This is a genomic window from Halobacteriovorax sp. CON-3, from assembly GCF_043196995.1.
Classification (GTDB): Bacteria; Bdellovibrionota; Bacteriovoracia; order Bacteriovoracales; family Bacteriovoracaceae; genus Halobacteriovorax_A.
Map to the genome: position 1 here is coordinate 869,118 of NZ_JBEBNA010000001.1, position 17,801 is coordinate 886,918.

Genomic DNA, 17,801 nt, shown 5'->3' on the forward strand with positions numbered 1-17,801 from the left:
CATGGCACCTACTCTTTTATGATTGTCGTTGCGTTCATCAAGACAGGATAAGTTTTTCTAAGCTTCTTCCCATTTTCTAATAAATAAGGCCATTCAACGACAACTTCATTAACCTTCTCATCTCCAAGACCAATGTGAATATAAGATGAATTTTGAGGTTGGAATTGGCCAAAAGATGGGTAGTGCTGGCGAGTAAGAGTATTGCCCTTATCAATATCTGCGATTACCTTCGCACCATAGGCTTCTTTATTAGACTTTTTCCCAATGAGCTTAAGCTTGATAAAGTTCTTTTGCGGAAGCTGATTTTCGAATAAGTAAACTCTTGGCGTAATTCTAAAATCACGAGTATTCGTTTGAATCGTTAGAATATCCATTCTTCCGTCATCGTTAAAGTCTAGGACGACAGTAGAGCTTGGATTGACAATATCAATTCCAAGATCTGACGCACGGTTAACTAACTCATGATCATTTTCCTGTACAAATGAGACAAGTCTTGAGTGAGGAGGAAAGCCAGAGTTATCAACGATTAAATCAATAAGCCCATCGTTATTTAAGTCACTCCAAAGTCCTCTCATGTCACCTTGGTTCCAATTGGCCTTCGCCTCATCGTTTGTATATTCAGTACGAATGAATGATATCTTTTTAACACCTTTGTTCGTCAAAATACTTGAACGGTCACGAGAAGCTAGATCAAGAGAGTGAGAGATTTCTCCCATGGCGATATCGTAGTAGCCATCATTATTATAATCACCGCAAATTGCAAAAGTAGAGTTTCCGCCGTTATAGCGGCCACCACTAGTGATTGTATCCATGCTGTAACCAGAACTCTGGCCAGCATCAGTGTAGACAATATTTTTCCCACGTTTTGTTGAAAGCCAAAGCTTATTTGGATGGCCTGCAGAGTTACTCGTTAAGATATCAGGAATGCCGTCATTATTGATATCACAAATACTTGAAGAAAAAGTGGGTGCAATATTTATATATGTGCTACCACGTTGATCAAGCTCAGTTGTAAGCGCCCCTGAGATTTCAAAGACCTTGCCCTTCTTATAAGTAAAGAGGCGATTCTCAATTGCCTCCCCTTCTTTATTACGATCAAACCAATTAGCGACAAAGAAGTCTAAGAGTCCGTCATTATCGTAATCAAAGAGGTTAACGTTTGAAATAGGAGCAATGAAGTCAAAGCTTGTCTCACCAAATTTCCTGAAGACGATACCATTATTGCGGGAAGGGCTTCCCTTATATGAAACAAGTGGTTTTTTTGTTAAGGCCGACTTCTGGTTATGAATCCCAGTAACAACATCGACGATTCCATCCTTATCAAGGTCTGCAAACTGTAAGAATGTCACCTGAACATCATCTTCAAAGTAGATATTCTTTGCTTTAACAAAACCTTCATCTGTGGCCAAATAAAACTGAGGCACAGAATAATTTCCATTTAAGAAAACAAGGTCTTCTCTTCCATCGCCGTTAATATCATAAACGTAAACACGCGATGCCTTAATACCACTTAGTCCAAGCTTTTTTGTCACATCGACAAATTTCGAAGATGACTTTGTTGGCCCATAGTTGAGCTTTACTTGTTTAGCTTTTGATTTCTTTTCTTTCTTTTTAAAAACCTTACTAGAACAAGAAGTTACGAGTATGACCGAAGAAAGTAGCAGGAGAGAATATTTCATATCAATATTCTAATAGGCCCCAGCATTTTTTACTAGGGCCTAAGAGATTATTTTTTAAATTGTCTTGAAAATAATTAGAAGTTGATGATATCTAGGCCGTAACCATCATTTGCACAAACTTGATCAGAAGTTTCTTTAACAACTTTATCATCATGTGAAGTCATTGCCTTAAGATTTGTTACAACAACAGCTCTTGCATCTTTTAGTGCGACACGAGCAAGGTTAAGAGCATAGTCTTTCTTGTCTTGTTCGATCTTGTCACTATTAAGGATTGAAGTTGTACGAGAAATTACAGCAAGCATTACGTAAAGGTTCATCGCCATTTCAGCAATTCTCTTTTGTGGAAGCTCATTTCCAATAATATTCTTACCGTACTTCATTAGTGTATTTTCAACTTGAATCGCAAATTGACCAAGAAGAGAGTTAAACTTCCCTGCTTCTTTATCAAGCTTAGCATGATGCTTAGTGATTAGACGTTGCCCAATCATCTTTGATAGACGACCTTTTGCGAAGTTTGTTAAAACACCGACTGACTTAATCGGATCTTGAAGAGCTTTAGAAACGTCTGCCGCCTTACCAAGAGCTTTCATGCTTTCAGACGGGTTTCTGATACCAGAAAGAGCAAGGAAAATTCTTAGAATTTCGTTTGTTCCTTCAAAGATCATATTAATACGAGAGTCTCTCATAATTCTTTCGTATGGATACTCTTTCATATAACCATTACCGGCCGCAATCTGCATCCCTTGGTCAACAACTTCCCAAAGAGACTCAGAACCATAAATTTTACAAACAGCAGTTTCTAGGTAGTAGTCGTTTAGACCTTTACACATATTACCAGTTGTCATGTAAACAATTGATTCTGTTGCATAGATTCTTGCTGCCATTAGAGCAAGCTTATCTTGAATAAGACCAAATTCAGCAATTGGCGCACCAAATTGTTTACGTCCTTTAGCGTGCTCAGTTGCAAGCTTAAGAATTGTCTTCATTCCACCAACACATCCTGCACCAAGTGAAAGACGTCCAGAGTTAAGAACGTTCATGGCAATCTTGAAACCTTTTCCAAGCTCACCAAGAATATTTTCTTTAGGAACAATTACTTTATCAAAGTAAACCGCACGTGTTTCTGATGCACGGATTCCCATTTTGTTTTCTTTTTCACCAAATGAAAGACCTTCCATTCCCTTTTCAATAACAAAACAAGAGATCTTCTCTTTTGTTTCACCATCTACTTCGTGATCTGTCTTACAAAATACTGAGTAAAATTCAGCTGTACCAGCATTTGTGATCCAAAGCTTCTGTCCAGTGATTGTATAAGTACCGTCACCATTATCAACGGCCTTTGTCTTAATCGAATATGCATCAGAACCTGATCCTGGCTCAGTTAAACAAAATGCTGCTAACTTTTCACCTGAAGCAAGTTGTGGAAGCCACTTTGCCTTCTGCTCTTCAGTTCCTTCATTAAGTAGTGCACGGTAACCAATCGACTGGTGAGCACCAATCATTGTCGCAACGGCACCATCAAAAGAAGCAACTTCTGCAAAAACGCGACTATAAAGAGTATAGTCAAGGCCAAGACCACCTAGGTCTTCATGAACACCCATCCCAAAAAGCCCAAGCTCAGCTAGACCTTGCATTACTTCTGGTGGGATCACACCTTCATGATCCATTTTCTCACCGTCTAAAGTCCCCTCACAGAACTTATTTACAGCGTTCACCATCTCGCGCCCAAAGTCTTGCTGCTCATCAGTAAAACCAGGATATGGAAATACATTGTCTTCTTTAACTTCACCAAAGAATAGATCTCCAACAATGGAGTCCATCATTTGCTTTTCTTCACTCATCATTAAGTCCTTTTTTAAATCCATCTATGTGGGTAGAAATTTGATTGACTAGAATTCCCTGACATTTTAGCACGACATACGTCAAATAATCAAAGCAAACACTTACTAAAGTTTGTCCGACAAAAACACTCGGTCACGAATAAAGAAAATTCTTACCGAATATATCAATGGTTGATGCTTTGGGTAAACAACCTTAAAATACTATAAGGTATTAAAATATAAAAACTTTCAAGAAGAAACTTAATGACGAAAAAGAAAGGATTCTTTTCAAAAATTAAATCGAAGTTATCCAAGGAACAGGATGACAGTGAATTTATTGAGCATGAAGAAACTCTTCACGATGGCGAAGAGTATGAGGAAGAGTACGAAGGCGACGAAGGCGAAGTCTACGAAGAAGATGTCGACATCCCTCTTCCACCCCCTCCAACTGCTCAACTAGATAATCATCAAGAGGAAGATCAAGACGAACATCAAGAAGATGACAACGTGTTGGAAGACCCAACTCTAGAAGTCTACATTGATGACCTTGAGGCACACTCTGAAGAAGACGCAGGCTTCTTATCAAAACTAAAGAGTAAGCTCTCTAATAAATCAAAAGATGACACTGAAGATGAAGACTCTGAGGAATTTTCAGATGATGAAGAAGACGAGCTAGAGGCTGAATCAGGCAATAAGTACAATGTCATGCAACGTATGCTTGATAAGATTAAATCTAAAACTGAAGACTTTGATTTATCAAAAGTTGGCGCTGGAAAAAGAGGAAAAGGCCACCAATCAGGTGCCCAATACTTCCTGCCTAACCTTCTAAGTAATGAGTCTCGTCCAAAGATTCATCACTACTTCTTAATTCTCTTAACTTGTGCCTTCTTATATCAGATTGGAAAGTTTGCCGCTCTTTTTCTAAGTGGAAAAGATAGCAGTGCAAAATTTCAAACAAACTTTAGTCGCCCTACTACATACGACCACAATCCATCGATTGCTAATATTAGAAATTACAACCCTTTCAATATTCAAGAAGATGAGAATGAAAAAACTGAAACAAAAGTTAAGCGTCCAAAGAATGTTGTTAAGGTTTGTCTTTCGGCCGATCAAGAATCAAGACTTGGCTTTAAGCTGCTAAATACGATCGTTCTACAAAATACAAAGAAGTCAGTTGCTAGTGTTTCTAACCGTGGAAAAGTTGAAAATGTTCGTGTTGGTGGAAAGATCAATAATATTGCAGAGATTGGAAGTATCACTCGCCAAAAAGTTATCTTTAAAAACTTAAGAACTGGTGAATGTGAATTCATTGCAAATGTTGACGAGAAAGCGAAACGCTTTGCACGCAAGGCCAATACAAAGATTCTTCCTCCAAGTAGAGCGAAAGAAGTTATGCCGGAATTCAATAAAGATATTAAAGTTGAAGGAAATAACTTTAAAATCAAGAAAGAACTTCGTGACTCTCTTCTAAGTAATATTGGAGACGTTCTTACGCAGGCCAAGGCCATTACAATTAAGAATCCAGATGGATCACTTTGCTTCAAAATGACTGAAGTTAAACCTGGTTCAATCTATTCATACTTAAATGTTCAAAATGATGACATAATTTGTGAAATTAACGGCGCAAAAATCGAGAATATGAATCAAATTATGGGAATGTTTGGAAAAATTAAGTCTACGGACTATTACGAACTCGGTATTAAGAGAAACGGAGTTCAGCAAAGCTACAACTACAATTTTGTCGAATAATTATAGGGATCATGGATGAAGAAACTATTTTTAAATCTCTCAGCACTATCTTTACTATGTCTGGCCGCAGATCCGGCGCAGGCCCAGTTTAGACAATTTAAATCAAAAACGAAGGTTAATCGTGATGCGACTCCTTCCGCTGCCAACCTACTCAATAGTGGGAATGCAGAGTCAGGAAGTGATGCATTTGGTAGAACAGCGACTCAACCAAAGAAGTCTGACGATGCTTACGTTAACTTAAACCCAGAAACTGCTTTTGGGCCAGAGATTGTCACAAGCTTTGATTTTGAAGACACTTCCCTACAAGACCTGACAAAGCATATGCAAAAGCTTACAGGGCTTAACCTTATTATCGACAAGGACCTCAAAGGAAAGATTTCAATTTCAGCACCAACTCCAATTACAGTTGGTGATGCATGGAAAGCTTATTTAGCAGCGCTTAATATGAATGGTTTAACAATGGTTAAATCTGGTGCTTTCTACAAGATTGTACAAGCAAGAGATATTCGCTACATCCCTACAAAGATCTACACAGGTAACTATGTTCCAGAAACAGAAAATTACCTAATGAAGATTATTGCTCTTAAGAATATTGATTCAACAGAAGTTTCTCGTTCATTTAGACCTTTCATGTCTCGTTACGGGCGTATTATTGAGATCAAGCAAACAAATACAATTATCATTCAGGATACTGGTTCTAACATCAATCGTTTAATGAGTTTAATTAAGTTCATCGATGTTCCTGGACACGAAGAAACTCTTCAAATTATTCCTGTTAAAAATACTTCCGCTTCTGAAATTGCTAAGCTTCTAGATAAGATTCTAAAAGATGATACATCAAAGAAAACTTCTTCAAGAAGAAGTTCAGATGGAGGTGGGCAAATTATTTCTAAGCTTACTGCTGAGCCACGTACGAACTCTATTATTGCCATGGCCAATTCAAGTGGGGCAAAGAGACTTAAAGAGCTTATTAATAAGCTTGATGTTGAGTTAGTTGCTTCAAATAACGAACAAATCCACGTTTACTACCTTTATCACGGTGATGCAGAAGATATGTCAAAGACATTATCTGAGCTAGTTAGTGGATCAAAGTCGAGATCATCATCGAGCACGAGAAGGACTTCTCGTTTTTCTAGAACTTCAAATGATGACAATAATGAACTATTCAATGCAGAAGTAAGAATTACTGCAGATAAATCAAATAACGCTCTTGTTGTTACGGCCTCACCTACTGACTGGCTTACACTTGAAAAAGTTATTAAGAAGCTAGACCAACCAAAAGACCAAGTATTTATCGAAGGTCTTGTGATGGAAACAAATATCTCAAAGTCTCGTGACCTTGGTGTTTCTATTGTTGGGGCCTACGGTTCTGGTGCAGCTGATAGAGCTGGTTCAATTAACGGAACTTCAGGTTCAATCCTTACTCAGCTAATTTCTGGAACATGGACATCAATTGGTGGTCTATTTGCAGGTGTTGGTCTTGGTAACGAAATTGAAACAGAGATTAATGGTCAAACTGTTAAGATCGACTCTGTTAATGCTCTAATTTCAGCAATTGCAAGTAACGGGGATACAAACGTTCTCTCAACTCCACAACTACTCGTTCAAGATAATACTGAAGGTATATTTGAAGTTGGTGAAAAGATCCCTGTACCGAAGGAAACTCAAGCATCAAATGGTTCGACAACGACATCACTTGAGACACAAAACGTTACGTTAAAAATGAAGATAACTCCTCAAATTAACAAGGTAACGAGATATATCAAACTAAAAATTGACCAAAACTTTGAAGATTTCTCAAGTAGAGCACTCCCATCTGGTGTACAAGCAGTAGGTGTTGGTACTGTTGTAAGAAGTGCAGTAACAACTGTAACTGTTCGTGACCGCGACACAATTGCAATGGGTGGTATGATGAGAGATAAGACAACTGATTCAGTAAGTAAGGTTCCCCTACTTGGTGATATCCCAGTTCTTGGTTGGCTATTTAAAAACACGACGACTCAAACAGAAAAACTTAATATGCTAATGTTCTTAACACCAAAGATTCTTGATAACTATCAAGAAGACGTTGCAAGTACTGTTAAAGAGAGCTTAAACCGTCGTGCTTCTCACCTTAAAGAGTTCCATGGTGAAAAAGATCCATTTAAGTCAACAGCTAAGGGTCTTTATAATAAAGCTCAAAAACAAGAGCAAGGTCCTCTTTATGATGAGCAACGTAATAAGTATTACAAGCAACAAAATCAGGATAGCGTAATGAACGAATCAGTAATTGAGCCAAGCTACAATGACGTCGTTCAAAAAGTAAACGCTAAGAAATCTGCAACGAAGAAGGCCCCTGCTGTAAAAGTAAAGTCTGCAAATAAAGAAGTTGTGATTAAGAAGTAATTTAAAAAGGCTTGATGTTAATGAGAAACCAAATGCTAGAAACATTTGAACACGGTAAAGAAAAGATTGGTGAGCTTTTAATTAAGCACACCTCTCTTACACGTGAGCAATTAGATGAGGCGCTAGAGATTCAACAAGAATCTGGCATGCTTATCGGTGAAATCTTACTTAAGAAGAACTATATTCACCCTCACGATATTACAAAAGTAATTTGTCACCAAATTGAAATTCCATATGAGTCTGAAATTGACGTGGACTCAATTGACCCGGAACTTATTACAAATATTCCAATCAATTATGCAAAGACTCAGGAGCTTATTCCAGTGATGGAAACTCCCCGCTTTGTTTCAGTGATTATCACTGACCCTTTCAATTTTGATGCTATTAACGATTTAAGAGAGATCTTTAAAAAAGATATTCATATCTCTGTTGCCCAACCTCTAAAAGTTAATGATGCCATTAACCGTGTATATGAGAAGGCCAATAAGAATATGGTTCAGTCTCTTGAAGATGAGTTCGATGAGTCTCTTGATCTCGATGGGCCAATTGATATCTTAGATGCAGGAGCTGATGAGGCCCCTGTTATTCGCTTCGTAAACTCAATTATCTTTAGAGCAGTAAAAGAGCGCGCGACCGATATTCACATCGAGCCTTATGAAAAAGAATCGATTTATCGTTTTCGTATAAACCGAGTTATGACGGAAGTTTTAAGACAACCTCTTAAAACTCACTCTGCTGTTGCCTCACGTATTAAGGTTATGGCAAAGCTAGATATTGCAGAAAAACGTCTTCCACAAGATGGGCGTATTCCTATTAAGATGGCCGGTAAGGATATTGATATTCGTCTTTCGACGGTACCTGTTCAAAATGGTGAGCGTATCGTTATGAGGATTCTTGAAAAAGATAATAATATCCTTCAGCTAGACCACCTTGGTTTCCATGGAAAGGTTCTAGATGACCTCGATGCCCTCTCGCAAAGAAAAGATGGGATTGTTTATGTATCAGGTCCAACAGGTCACGGTAAGTCGACAACTCTATTTGCAATGTTAAGTCGAATTAATACACCAGATAGAATGATTATTACAGTTGAAGATCCGGTGGAATATGAAGTACCAGGAATTTCACAGATTCAGGTAAATCATAAGATTGAACTTTCATTTGCCAAAGCACTTCGTGCCATTCTTCGTCAAAACCCTGATGTTATCATGGTTGGGGAAACAAGGGACTACGAAACTGCAGAAATGGCAATTCAGGCTTCAATTACAGGTCACTTTGTTCTCTCGACAATTCACACCAATGACGCTTCTTCGGTTCCAAACCGTCTGATTGATATGGGTGTTCAGCCATTCATGATTGCCTCTTCTCTTTCTGGAGCACTAGCGCAAAGACTTATTCGAACTCTTTGTAAAGAGTGTAAGAGGCCAAAAGATATTACAGATTTCGATCTCGAAGTTTTAGGGATTGATAAGATACCAGAAGGTTCAACAGTTTACGAATCAGCAGGTTGTCCAAGTTGTGACAATAAAGGCTACTCGGGGATGACTGTTGTTGCAGAACTTCTAATGATAAACGATGAAATTCGCTCGCTGATTATTAACTCTGCCCCATCTGGACAAATTAAAAAAGTTGCCCAGAAGTACGGAATGAAAACTCTTAGAGACGATGCTATTGAAAAGGTTCTTATGGGAATTACTTCAATTGCAGAAATGAACCGTGCTATTAATATTGAAGGCGAAGACGAAAGTCAGGAATAACAAAGAGTAAAAAGAAATGGCCATATTTGATTACAAAGGTATTGATCGCACCGGAACTGAAAAGAAAGGTAATATCACAGCAGAGAACGAACAGGCAGCAAAGGCCAAGATTCGTGCTCAAGGTATTATGCTTACAGCGATTAAAGAACATAAGTCTTCTAGCAAGACTTCTTTTGAACTAAATTTCGGTAGTACCGTTTCAATCAACGATCTCTCTCTTATGACAAGACAGCTGGCCACTCTTGTCAAAGCAAGGATTCAAATTGTCGAGGCCTTTAACGCCCTCATTGAACAGTGTGAGAACCCGAAGCTTAAAGTTGTCCTTTCAGAGATACGCCAAAAAGTTAATGAAGGTAGCTCCCTTGCATCAGCATTTTCTGATTACCCTAAAATCTTTGATCATATCTATGTCAACATGGTTGAAGCTGGTGAACAGTCAGGAACATTAGACATCGTTCTCCTTCGTCTTGCAGAATTCACAGAAGCGCAAGTTAAATTAAAAAATAAAGTAAAAGGTGCCATGATGTATCCAATCATCATGCTTCTTGTTGGTGCCCTTGTTATGGGTGTCATTCTCGTCCTGGTAATTCCAAAGATTACAAAAATCTTTGTTTCCATGAAAAAAGAATTACCACTACCGACAAAAATTTCAATTTGGCTATCTGGTTTTTTACAACAATATTGGTGGGCCGTAATCATTGGAGCTTTCGGGCTTTACTGGCTATTTAATCGCTATATTAATACTAAGAATGGTCGTGCTAAGTGGGACTACGTTACTCTGAAACTTCCAGTCTTTGGTTCACTTATCACAATGGTGAACGTATCGCGCTTTGCTTCAACTCTAGCAACACTTTTAAATTCAGGTGTTCCAATTCTTGCTTCCATGAAAATTGTGAAAAACCTAATTGGTAACGTTCATATGCAAGATGCCATTGAAAGTGCTCGTGTTAATATATCGGAAGGTTCTTCCATGGCGGCGCCCCTTGCACAATCAGGATACTTCCCTATCATGGTTACCCATATGATTAGTTTAGGTGAGAAATCAGGTGAACTAGAACCAATGCTTAACATCATTGCAGAAAACTACGAAGATCAGGTAGAATCTAAATTGAGTGGGTTAACATCTGTTCTCGAACCTATTATGATGGTCGGTATGGGTGGAGCTGTTGCCTTCATTGTTATGTCAGTTGTCGTACCGATGATGGAACTAAACTCAATCAACTAAGCTTTTTTAGAGGATATAAAGAAAGAAGACATTTAAGGAGATTTTAAATGAAGAACAATTTTTTTAAGCGCCAAGTAATGAAGAGTCAGGCCGGGATGACATTAATTGAAATCCTAATTGCCCTTACTCTAATTTCATTAATGGGGACATTTATTGCAGGTAAGGTTTTCGACTCACTAGAAGAAGGTCGTGTAAAATCAGCAAACATTCAAATGAAGTCACTAGAGTCACTTCTTAAAGACTTTAGAAGAAAATGTAACTTCTACCCAACGACAGAGATGGGATTAGATTCACTTATCTCAAAGCCGTCTGGAGGACGCGAGTGTAAGAACTATCCACCAAATGGATTTATCGATGCAGATGAAATTCCATTAGACCCATGGGATATGGAGTATGTTTATACTTCAGATGGAAAGACTTACAATATCATGTCTTATGGTAATGATAACGAAGAAGGCGGAGAAGGTTTCGCTGCTGATATCTACCTAAGAGATAAGAAGTAATTTAAATTAAAAGTCAGGGAAGTTATGCATAAGGCACATGGACAATCAGGTTTTACATTAATTGAAATTCTGGTATCCATGGCCTTAGCTTCCCTACTTCTCTACATGGTTGCAGGATCAACCTTTTCCTCTCGCCGCAACCTCGATGACACGATTGAAAATATAGAACGTATTATTCGCTTCTCAAGTGATGAAGCTAGTCTAACAAATAAGTTCTTACGAGTTGGTTTTGATATTGAAGATATCGACCAAAAACTTTCCCTAGAAATGGCCCAAAGTAATGACTTTGTTATCGATATGGACTCGACAAAGAATTATGATGACCTGACAGAGGAAGAACAAAAAGAAGCAAATAAGCAAGGAAGATTTATGCCACTTCCAGACTTTGATGCTAACGAGTTTCGTCCAACTGGTGGAGTTCGTATTGTTGCCATAGGCAGCACCCTGACACAAAAATTACACACAACTGGCAAACCATATGTCTACTTTTACCCCACAGGTGAGAAAGATTCTGTTATAATTATTCTTGCAACTGAAGATGAAATGGTCGCACTATCAACTGAGCCCTATACTCAAGTAATCAATCGTGAATACGTGGGCCTGGAAGATGTGAACTTTTCTAGTGACGACTATATTGAAAAACTAACAACTAAAGCAGAAGAACTTTATAACGAATGGTTAAGCAATTAAAAAATAATTCAGGTTTTACCCTCATTGAGGTTCTTATTGCGCTCGCAATATTCGCAGTCTTTATCACTTCATACATTACTGCCCAAGGCTTAAATATTACTGACTCAATGGAGATGCGCACAGAGATTACTCTACGTGAGTATGGCATTGAGAAAATGAATGAAATCTTAGCCTATCCACCAGAGCTAAAAGATAGCATCACGCTCAAGCCAGAGTCTGGAAAATTTGAAAGCAATGACAATATTAGCTATAGCGTCGAATGGAAGAATTTTACTGTTCCAGATTTTGAAAAGATCTCAGGGGCTGAAACACCTGACGATGGTGATGATAGTAATAATGCTATTCAAAAGCAGATTTTTGGTGTTGTAAAAAAGAATCTTGAAAAGCTTCTTTGGCAAGTTAGTGTCACAGTTAAAGATGATACAACTGATGAAACATATACAATTAGTACATGGTTATCAAATGATAAGTACAAGGTGCAGATAAACGGACTCTAGGTTTTTAATGGAAAGCATTGAAAAAAATCATATTCACAAAACTGAAGATGGCTTTACATTAATTGAAGTTCTCATCGCTATTGCTATACTCTCTGTTCTTATGACGGCCATCTACACAATTGTCGATAGTAGTGTAAATACGAATGATCGTGTCACAAAAGAAGATCGTGAAAGACTTCAGTTAGAAATTGGTATGATGCGAATAGAAAGGGATATCGAGTTAATCAACTCTCCCCTTTACTATGAATCATCTAAAGCCGATGACAATAAGGCCTTTGCTAAGGCGTATAACACATCACAGTCCCAATCTCAGTCTAGATCAAGACTTGGTAGTTCAAGTCAACAGCAGCAACAACAGCAGCAATCAAAAAAATATGTCATGACGACTCATCTTTATAAGAATAAGAATTTTGATAACCTTTCAGCTGGCAATGTTCCTATTCCAATTCTTTTAAATGAAGAAAAAGGCTCTCTTGTTTTTCTATCATCTGCCAACCGCAGGCTTGTAAAAAACATGAAGCAGTCTAATTTAATGTGGGTACGTTACCGTGTTGTGACAACTTCGACAGAGGGCCAAGACGAAGAAGAAAAGAATACAGAGGCCCCTTACTCACTTACCAGAACAGTCATCCCTGTTGATATTTACAATAAAGATCTCGACTGGGGTAAGGCCAAAGAATATCCAGTAATTGAAAATCTTAGAGATTTCTCCTTTGAGTTCTACAGCCCTGAAAAAGAAAAATTTGTTTCATCTCTTAGAGAGTTAAATAAGCTAAGAAATACCCCACGCCTAATTCGTATGAATATTGATTATGTTTCGAAAAATGGTGATGAGCTTCAACTTAACCGAACAATACGTGTTATGTGGCCAGAATTTAATTCTAGCGAAGACTTAAAGGAAAAGTATGACTTTAAAAAATAAGAAGACAATACTTAGAAATGAGTCAGGAATTGCCATTATCATGGTAACGACCGCTGTTGCTATTTTAACAGTACTACTTGCACAGTTCACTTACGAAACAAAACTTAATAAGATTAGAATTCAAGGACAAGTTGATAAAGTACAAGCGAAACTAAACGCTGAAGCAGGACTTCACTACGCTCTTTCTGTGCTAAAAGTTTACCGCGAAGCATGGAATAAACTTGAAGATAATACTTCTCTTCAATCGACTATTTCAAAAAGTGATATTGAAGCGATTGCCACTCAGCCTTTTATTGTTCCTATTCCAGTATCAACAGAGCTCAATGCACTACAAAAGAATGCCATTGCAGAATTTGAAAAAGAATCTCTCATTCAAGGCTCAATTTCAGTGAGCCTAAAGCCAATCACAGGCTTTCTCAATCCAAATACATTAAGAGTTATTAAGCCTGTCAACGGAAGCTCTTCTCAGTCATCTTCAAGTCAAAGTGGTCAAGATGGTTCAACAATTACGCCACACCAATTTATGGAGAAAACGTTTACAGATATGCTTGAGAGAACTTTTAGAAATGAGATTGAAAATAATGAAGACTTTGCCCTTCACTATTCAAACTTAGACCCAAAGCTACTTGTTAAAGAATTAAAATACTATGTTTCAGGTAAAGAAGATTACGATGAACCTGAAAAGGCCGATATCGAAAGAACTTACCAAAACCTTGGTGTGGAAGCAAAGCATGCGGCCTTTGAAACTGCTGATGAACTCTACTCTCTTGCAGGTTGGGATGATGAAATCGTGAACTTAATCAAGGATCGAATTTCTATTCACAATGTCTCGGTAATTAATGTAAACGAAATTACAATTAATCAGCTTAAAGTTCTTTTTCCAGAGATGTCAGACGTTGCCCTTGAAGAGTTCTTTAAATACCGCGACGGTGATGAAGAAAATGGAACTTCACCAAGTTCATTTAAAAGTGATAAGGATTTTAAAGAGCTAATCACAAATCGAATTGGTGCAGTTGAATCTTCTGACTTTGATAAGAGAATCAAGGAATTTGCCGATGCCGATATCATTATTGGAACAGGTGGAAAGTTATTTAAACTAGAATCAATTGGTAGCTATGCTGATACGATCTATAAGTTGACTGCTTTTATCGACTTACCAATTAAGCCCCAAGCTCCATCGACGACATCCCAAGGCCAGAGTGGACAGCAGGCCGGCGGCTCCCAAAATCCAGATGAAGATGATGACGGTGGTAACGGACAACAACAGTCGGGATCTGCTTCTCAAGGACAAAAGCCCACAGGAAAGAGCTATCTCTTACGCCCAAGGGTTGTTGAAATTCGCACTTATTAATGGCAAATTTTTCATTCAAAAAAAAACAGCAAAGTTATTGAAATTTGGTAAAATAAATTTATGAGTATTTTAGTAATAGACTGTGGTGCCTACAGTATTAAATTTGTTGAAGGCCGAGTACACAAAAAAAGATTCATTATTGATGATATTGAAGAAGTTCTACTCGAGGATGTTCGTGGCCCTAGTGACCAAGAAGTCTCTGTACACGAGCTTCAACAAAGAATCATCTCTGGTTTTCTAAAAGACCAACACTATAACGGTCGAATTATTACTCAATTACCTAACGAGTTTTTAACGAATCGCTACCTTGATCTTCCAGCAAAGAGTAAGAAGGATGCGGAACTAATGATCCCTTTCCAACTGGAAGAAGATCTACCATTTAATATTGCTGATACTCACTATATTGTTAATCTTTATAAGAAAATTAATAGCCAATTTTCTGCTATTGTTCAAATTGCAGAAAAGAGTGTTTTTGCAACTTATCGAAACTTTCTACAGGCCTATCATACTGTACCTTCAAACTTAACTTCGGAACTTAGTATTTACCAAAGCTTTGTCGAAGAAAAGAAGTTAGAATCAAATGTTTGTATTCTCGATATCGGTCATCAAACAACGAAGGCCTATTTAGTTTATAACGGTATTATCTATACTCACCATATTTCATATGTCGCTGGTGCGGCCATTGATGAGGCAATTTCTAAAACTTATAATATCGGTCCGGCCGAAGCTAGAATTTTCAAACACGAAAATAGCTTCTTCTTAACAAAGTCACAACTGGACAGCGTAACAAAAGAGCAACAAGACTTTGCTCTGATGATGCACCATACTTTTAAAGACCTACTCTCTCAAATTGATCGCTGGTTATTAGGTCATCGAGTTAAAACTGGTCAAAGCATTGAACATATCTACTTAACAGGTGGCTGTGCCAATATTAAGAATATCGATAATTATATTACAGAAAGACTACATGTTAGTGTTTCACAATTTATGACTCCAGGTCTTGAGAGAATGGTTTCTCCTCAGGAGTACAACTCTCTTACACTCGCCTACACAATGGGTGCTTCAAACACATATAGAGAGCCTGCAAAAAACTTTTTCACAAAAGAGTTTGCATCGGCATTAAAAGATGGAATTAAGTTAGAAAATACAATTTTTACTTTCTATCGTCTTGCTCTTGTCTGCCTAATTCTTTGTGCTGGTTTTTTAGTAGAATCACTTTATTTCGTAAACCGCGACATTAAGTCCACAGATAGAGAGATTAAAAAGCTTATCAAATCAAGTGATCTTAATATTACAAAAAAACAGGAAAGATATCTTAGAAAATCACCTGATAAATTAACAAAGATCATTAAACAAAAAAATAAAGCAATCGAAGTTGATTTAAAAGTATTAGCAGGTGTGCCGAAGTCGAGTGCTCTTGCAAATCTACATACTGTTACAAGTGCAATTAAAAGAAATGAAGAAGTTTCTCTGACAAAATACAAAGGTGATCTTAACTCTGGTTTTGCACAATTCCAAAGTAAGAGTGATCGCGATACAAAGCAATTACTTAAAGTTCTTAAAGGCCTTAATGTAAACGACGCTAATATTGACGACTCAAATAAAGATAAGATTACAATTAGCTTTAAAGGTAAATAATGACACAGAAAAGCGTATTTAAAGAAATTGATGTCGCTATCGATAAGCAAATTGAAGAAGCTAGAAACTCTGGTGTTTTTCAATCATTTGCTGATCAACTCCGCTCTTTTTCAGAAACAGAGCAGAAAATTATTAATCAGGCCCTTTCTGGTCTTGTCATTATTATTCCAATTATCGCTCTTATTGGTGTTTTTATCTTTAGAACCATCAAAGTAAATGATCTAAATACAAGAAAAGAATTAGAGCAAACAATCATTAGCTTTAAAGAAGGCAATATTAAGCTTAAGGCCCAAGAAGGCCCTATCGTAATCAATGAAGCAATTTATGAAAAGTCTGACTTTATCAGTAAATTAAATAACGCAACTTCAAGGCTTAATATTAAAGGAAATCAACTTAATGTTGATGGCTTTCAAAAAGAAAACCTCGGTGGTTCAATTAACCGCATTGAAACAAGTATCATGATTGAGAAGTTCACAAATAAGGCGTTTGTTGGCCTCTTAAATGAACTTCATCGCAAGTTTAAGATCATCATCACAGAGATCGACCTAGAAAAAACAGCAGATGGAAAATTCGTTTCAGGAAAATTCCTTGTTGAATTTTACGCAAAGGTTAATTAATGCAGGAAAATTTAGGTAATCAAAAGAATAATATGAGTGAAGCAGCAGAACAAACAGATGTTTATAAGATCAATAAGAAGACAATCTTTCTAATTTCTATTTTCGCCTTCTTGTCATTGTTTTTTGGTTTTATCTTTAACTTCTCTGTCGAAGACAAGATTATGAATCTTGTTTACGATGGCCTACGAAAGAATCGTAGCTGCCCTATCTACTATCAAAGTGCTAGTTTAAGCTACTTTTTACCAGGGATTAATTTAAAAGAGATTGATATTTCATCTCGCTGTTTAAACTCACGCTCTGGACTTTTAGTTTCAGAAGCAGATATTTCTCTAGGACTTCCAAGTATTGCTCCAATGGGACTTACTTTCAATACTGAAATTAATAAGATCGCAGGGCTTGATAATCAGATCAACCTCAAATCAATTCATAATTTTTCAACTCAATACGTGAAGGTTGAAAATACAGTTATTAGCTTTGATGCTCTTGCTCCACTAATGAATAACTTTAAACTTGATGGAACAATCAATCTAAATGCTCTTGTTAGCACAGACCTTAAGGCCATTAAAGACCTTGATATCTATCTAACGTCGAAAGACTTTACGATTCCAACACAAGTTATCCAAAGCTTTGAGCTACCTACTCTTGCAATTAATAATCTTTCTTTCAAGGCCCACTCTGAAGACGGCGGAGCAGTTGAAATTCAAGAGCTTATTATTGGGGACAGTAACTCACCTATTCGTGCCAATGCCAGTGGTACTATCACTCTTGATAAAAGAAATATCAGAAACTCTCGTCTAGATATCGAAGCACAGGTAAAGTTCACGCCAGAGTTTATTGAAAGTTTCGCTATAATCAATCTTCTTCTAGGCAATGGTACTCCTGATGAGCAAGGTTTCTATCACATGAAAATTGATGGTACTCTTGGACGTCCAAACACACCGAAAATGATTAAGCGCTAGTTGACTAAAGGC

The 17,801-nt window shown here is 37.4% G+C and carries 14 protein-coding genes; 12 read left to right on the forward strand and 2 right to left on the reverse strand.

From position 1 onward, the window contains the following. Positions 1 to 8: 8 nt before the first annotated feature. Together ABMA72_RS03970 and ABMA72_RS03975 are read right to left on the reverse strand one after the other, a co-directional pair. A complete protein-coding gene (locus ABMA72_RS03970; protein WP_393056156.1) occupies positions 9 to 1,679 on the reverse strand; it encodes a CRTAC1 family protein in 1,671 nt (556 codons plus the stop codon). A gap of 74 nt (positions 1,680 to 1,753) precedes the next feature. Next, positions 1,754 to 3,520, reverse strand: coding sequence for an acyl-CoA dehydrogenase family protein (locus tag ABMA72_RS03975; RefSeq protein ID WP_392856301.1), 1,767 nt, complete (start codon positions 3,518 to 3,520; stop codon positions 1,754 to 1,756). Between the two features lie 243 nt (positions 3,521 to 3,763). Between ABMA72_RS03975 and ABMA72_RS03980 the strand changes: the two genes are divergently transcribed. Genes ABMA72_RS03980 through gspN form a run of 12 tightly spaced genes read left to right on the forward strand, consistent with a single transcriptional unit; the run spans position 3,764 to position 17,789 of the window. After that, positions 3,764 to 5,248 carry a hypothetical protein gene (locus ABMA72_RS03980; RefSeq protein WP_392856303.1) on the forward strand — a complete coding sequence of 495 codons (1,485 nt, stop codon included), beginning with the start codon at positions 3,764 to 3,766 and terminating at the stop codon, positions 5,246 to 5,248. A 15-nt stretch (positions 5,249 to 5,263) separates the two neighbouring features. Next, positions 5,264 to 7,633: a type II secretion system secretin GspD gene (gspD, locus tag ABMA72_RS03985; RefSeq protein ID WP_393056158.1), complete on the forward strand. Its 2,370-nt coding sequence runs from the start codon at positions 5,264 to 5,266 to the stop codon at positions 7,631 to 7,633. A 14-nt stretch (positions 7,634 to 7,647) separates the two neighbouring features. Next, positions 7,648 to 9,387 carry a GspE/PulE family protein gene (locus ABMA72_RS03990; protein WP_393056160.1) on the forward strand — a complete coding sequence of 580 codons (1,740 nt, stop codon included), beginning with the start codon at positions 7,648 to 7,650 and terminating at the stop codon, positions 9,385 to 9,387. Positions 9,388 to 9,403: 16 nt separating this feature from the next. Next, the gene (gspF, locus tag ABMA72_RS03995) at positions 9,404 to 10,612 is read left to right on the forward strand and encodes a type II secretion system inner membrane protein GspF (protein ID WP_392856309.1); all 1,209 of its coding nucleotides are present in this window, start codon (positions 9,404 to 9,406) and stop codon (positions 10,610 to 10,612) included. A gap of 47 nt (positions 10,613 to 10,659) precedes the next feature. After that, positions 10,660 to 11,115, forward strand: a complete 456-nt coding sequence (gspG, locus tag ABMA72_RS04000) for a type II secretion system major pseudopilin GspG (protein WP_392856311.1) — start codon at positions 10,660 to 10,662, stop codon at positions 11,113 to 11,115. A gap of 24 nt (positions 11,116 to 11,139) precedes the next feature. After that, a complete protein-coding gene (locus ABMA72_RS04005) occupies positions 11,140 to 11,805 on the forward strand; it encodes a Tfp pilus assembly protein FimT/FimU (protein WP_392856312.1) in 666 nt (221 codons plus the stop codon). Beyond that, a complete protein-coding gene (locus tag ABMA72_RS04010) occupies positions 11,790 to 12,302 on the forward strand; it encodes a prepilin-type N-terminal cleavage/methylation domain-containing protein (RefSeq protein ID WP_393056161.1) in 513 nt (170 codons plus the stop codon). The genes ABMA72_RS04005 and ABMA72_RS04010 overlap by 16 nt, the downstream gene beginning before the upstream one ends. A gap of 7 nt (positions 12,303 to 12,309) precedes the next feature. After that, positions 12,310 to 13,224: a type II secretion system protein J gene (locus ABMA72_RS04015; RefSeq protein ID WP_393056163.1), complete on the forward strand. Its 915-nt coding sequence runs from the start codon at positions 12,310 to 12,312 to the stop codon at positions 13,222 to 13,224. Then, a complete protein-coding gene (locus ABMA72_RS04020; protein ID WP_393056165.1) occupies positions 13,208 to 14,575 on the forward strand; it encodes a hypothetical protein in 1,368 nt (455 codons plus the stop codon). The genes ABMA72_RS04015 and ABMA72_RS04020 overlap by 17 nt, the downstream gene beginning before the upstream one ends. 60 nt (positions 14,576 to 14,635) lie before the next feature. Then, a complete protein-coding gene (gene pilM, locus ABMA72_RS04025; protein WP_392856321.1) occupies positions 14,636 to 16,213 on the forward strand; it encodes a pilus assembly protein PilM in 1,578 nt (525 codons plus the stop codon). After that, positions 16,213 to 16,830 carry a hypothetical protein gene (locus ABMA72_RS04030; protein ID WP_392856323.1) on the forward strand — a complete coding sequence of 206 codons (618 nt, stop codon included), beginning with the start codon at positions 16,213 to 16,215 and terminating at the stop codon, positions 16,828 to 16,830. Before pilM ends, ABMA72_RS04030 begins: the two co-directional genes overlap by 1 nt. Further along, positions 16,830 to 17,789, forward strand: coding sequence for a type II secretion system protein GspN (gene gspN, locus ABMA72_RS04035; RefSeq protein WP_393056167.1), 960 nt, complete (start codon positions 16,830 to 16,832; stop codon positions 17,787 to 17,789). Before ABMA72_RS04030 ends, gspN begins: the two co-directional genes overlap by 1 nt. The last annotated feature ends 12 nt before the right edge of the window (positions 17,790 to 17,801 follow it).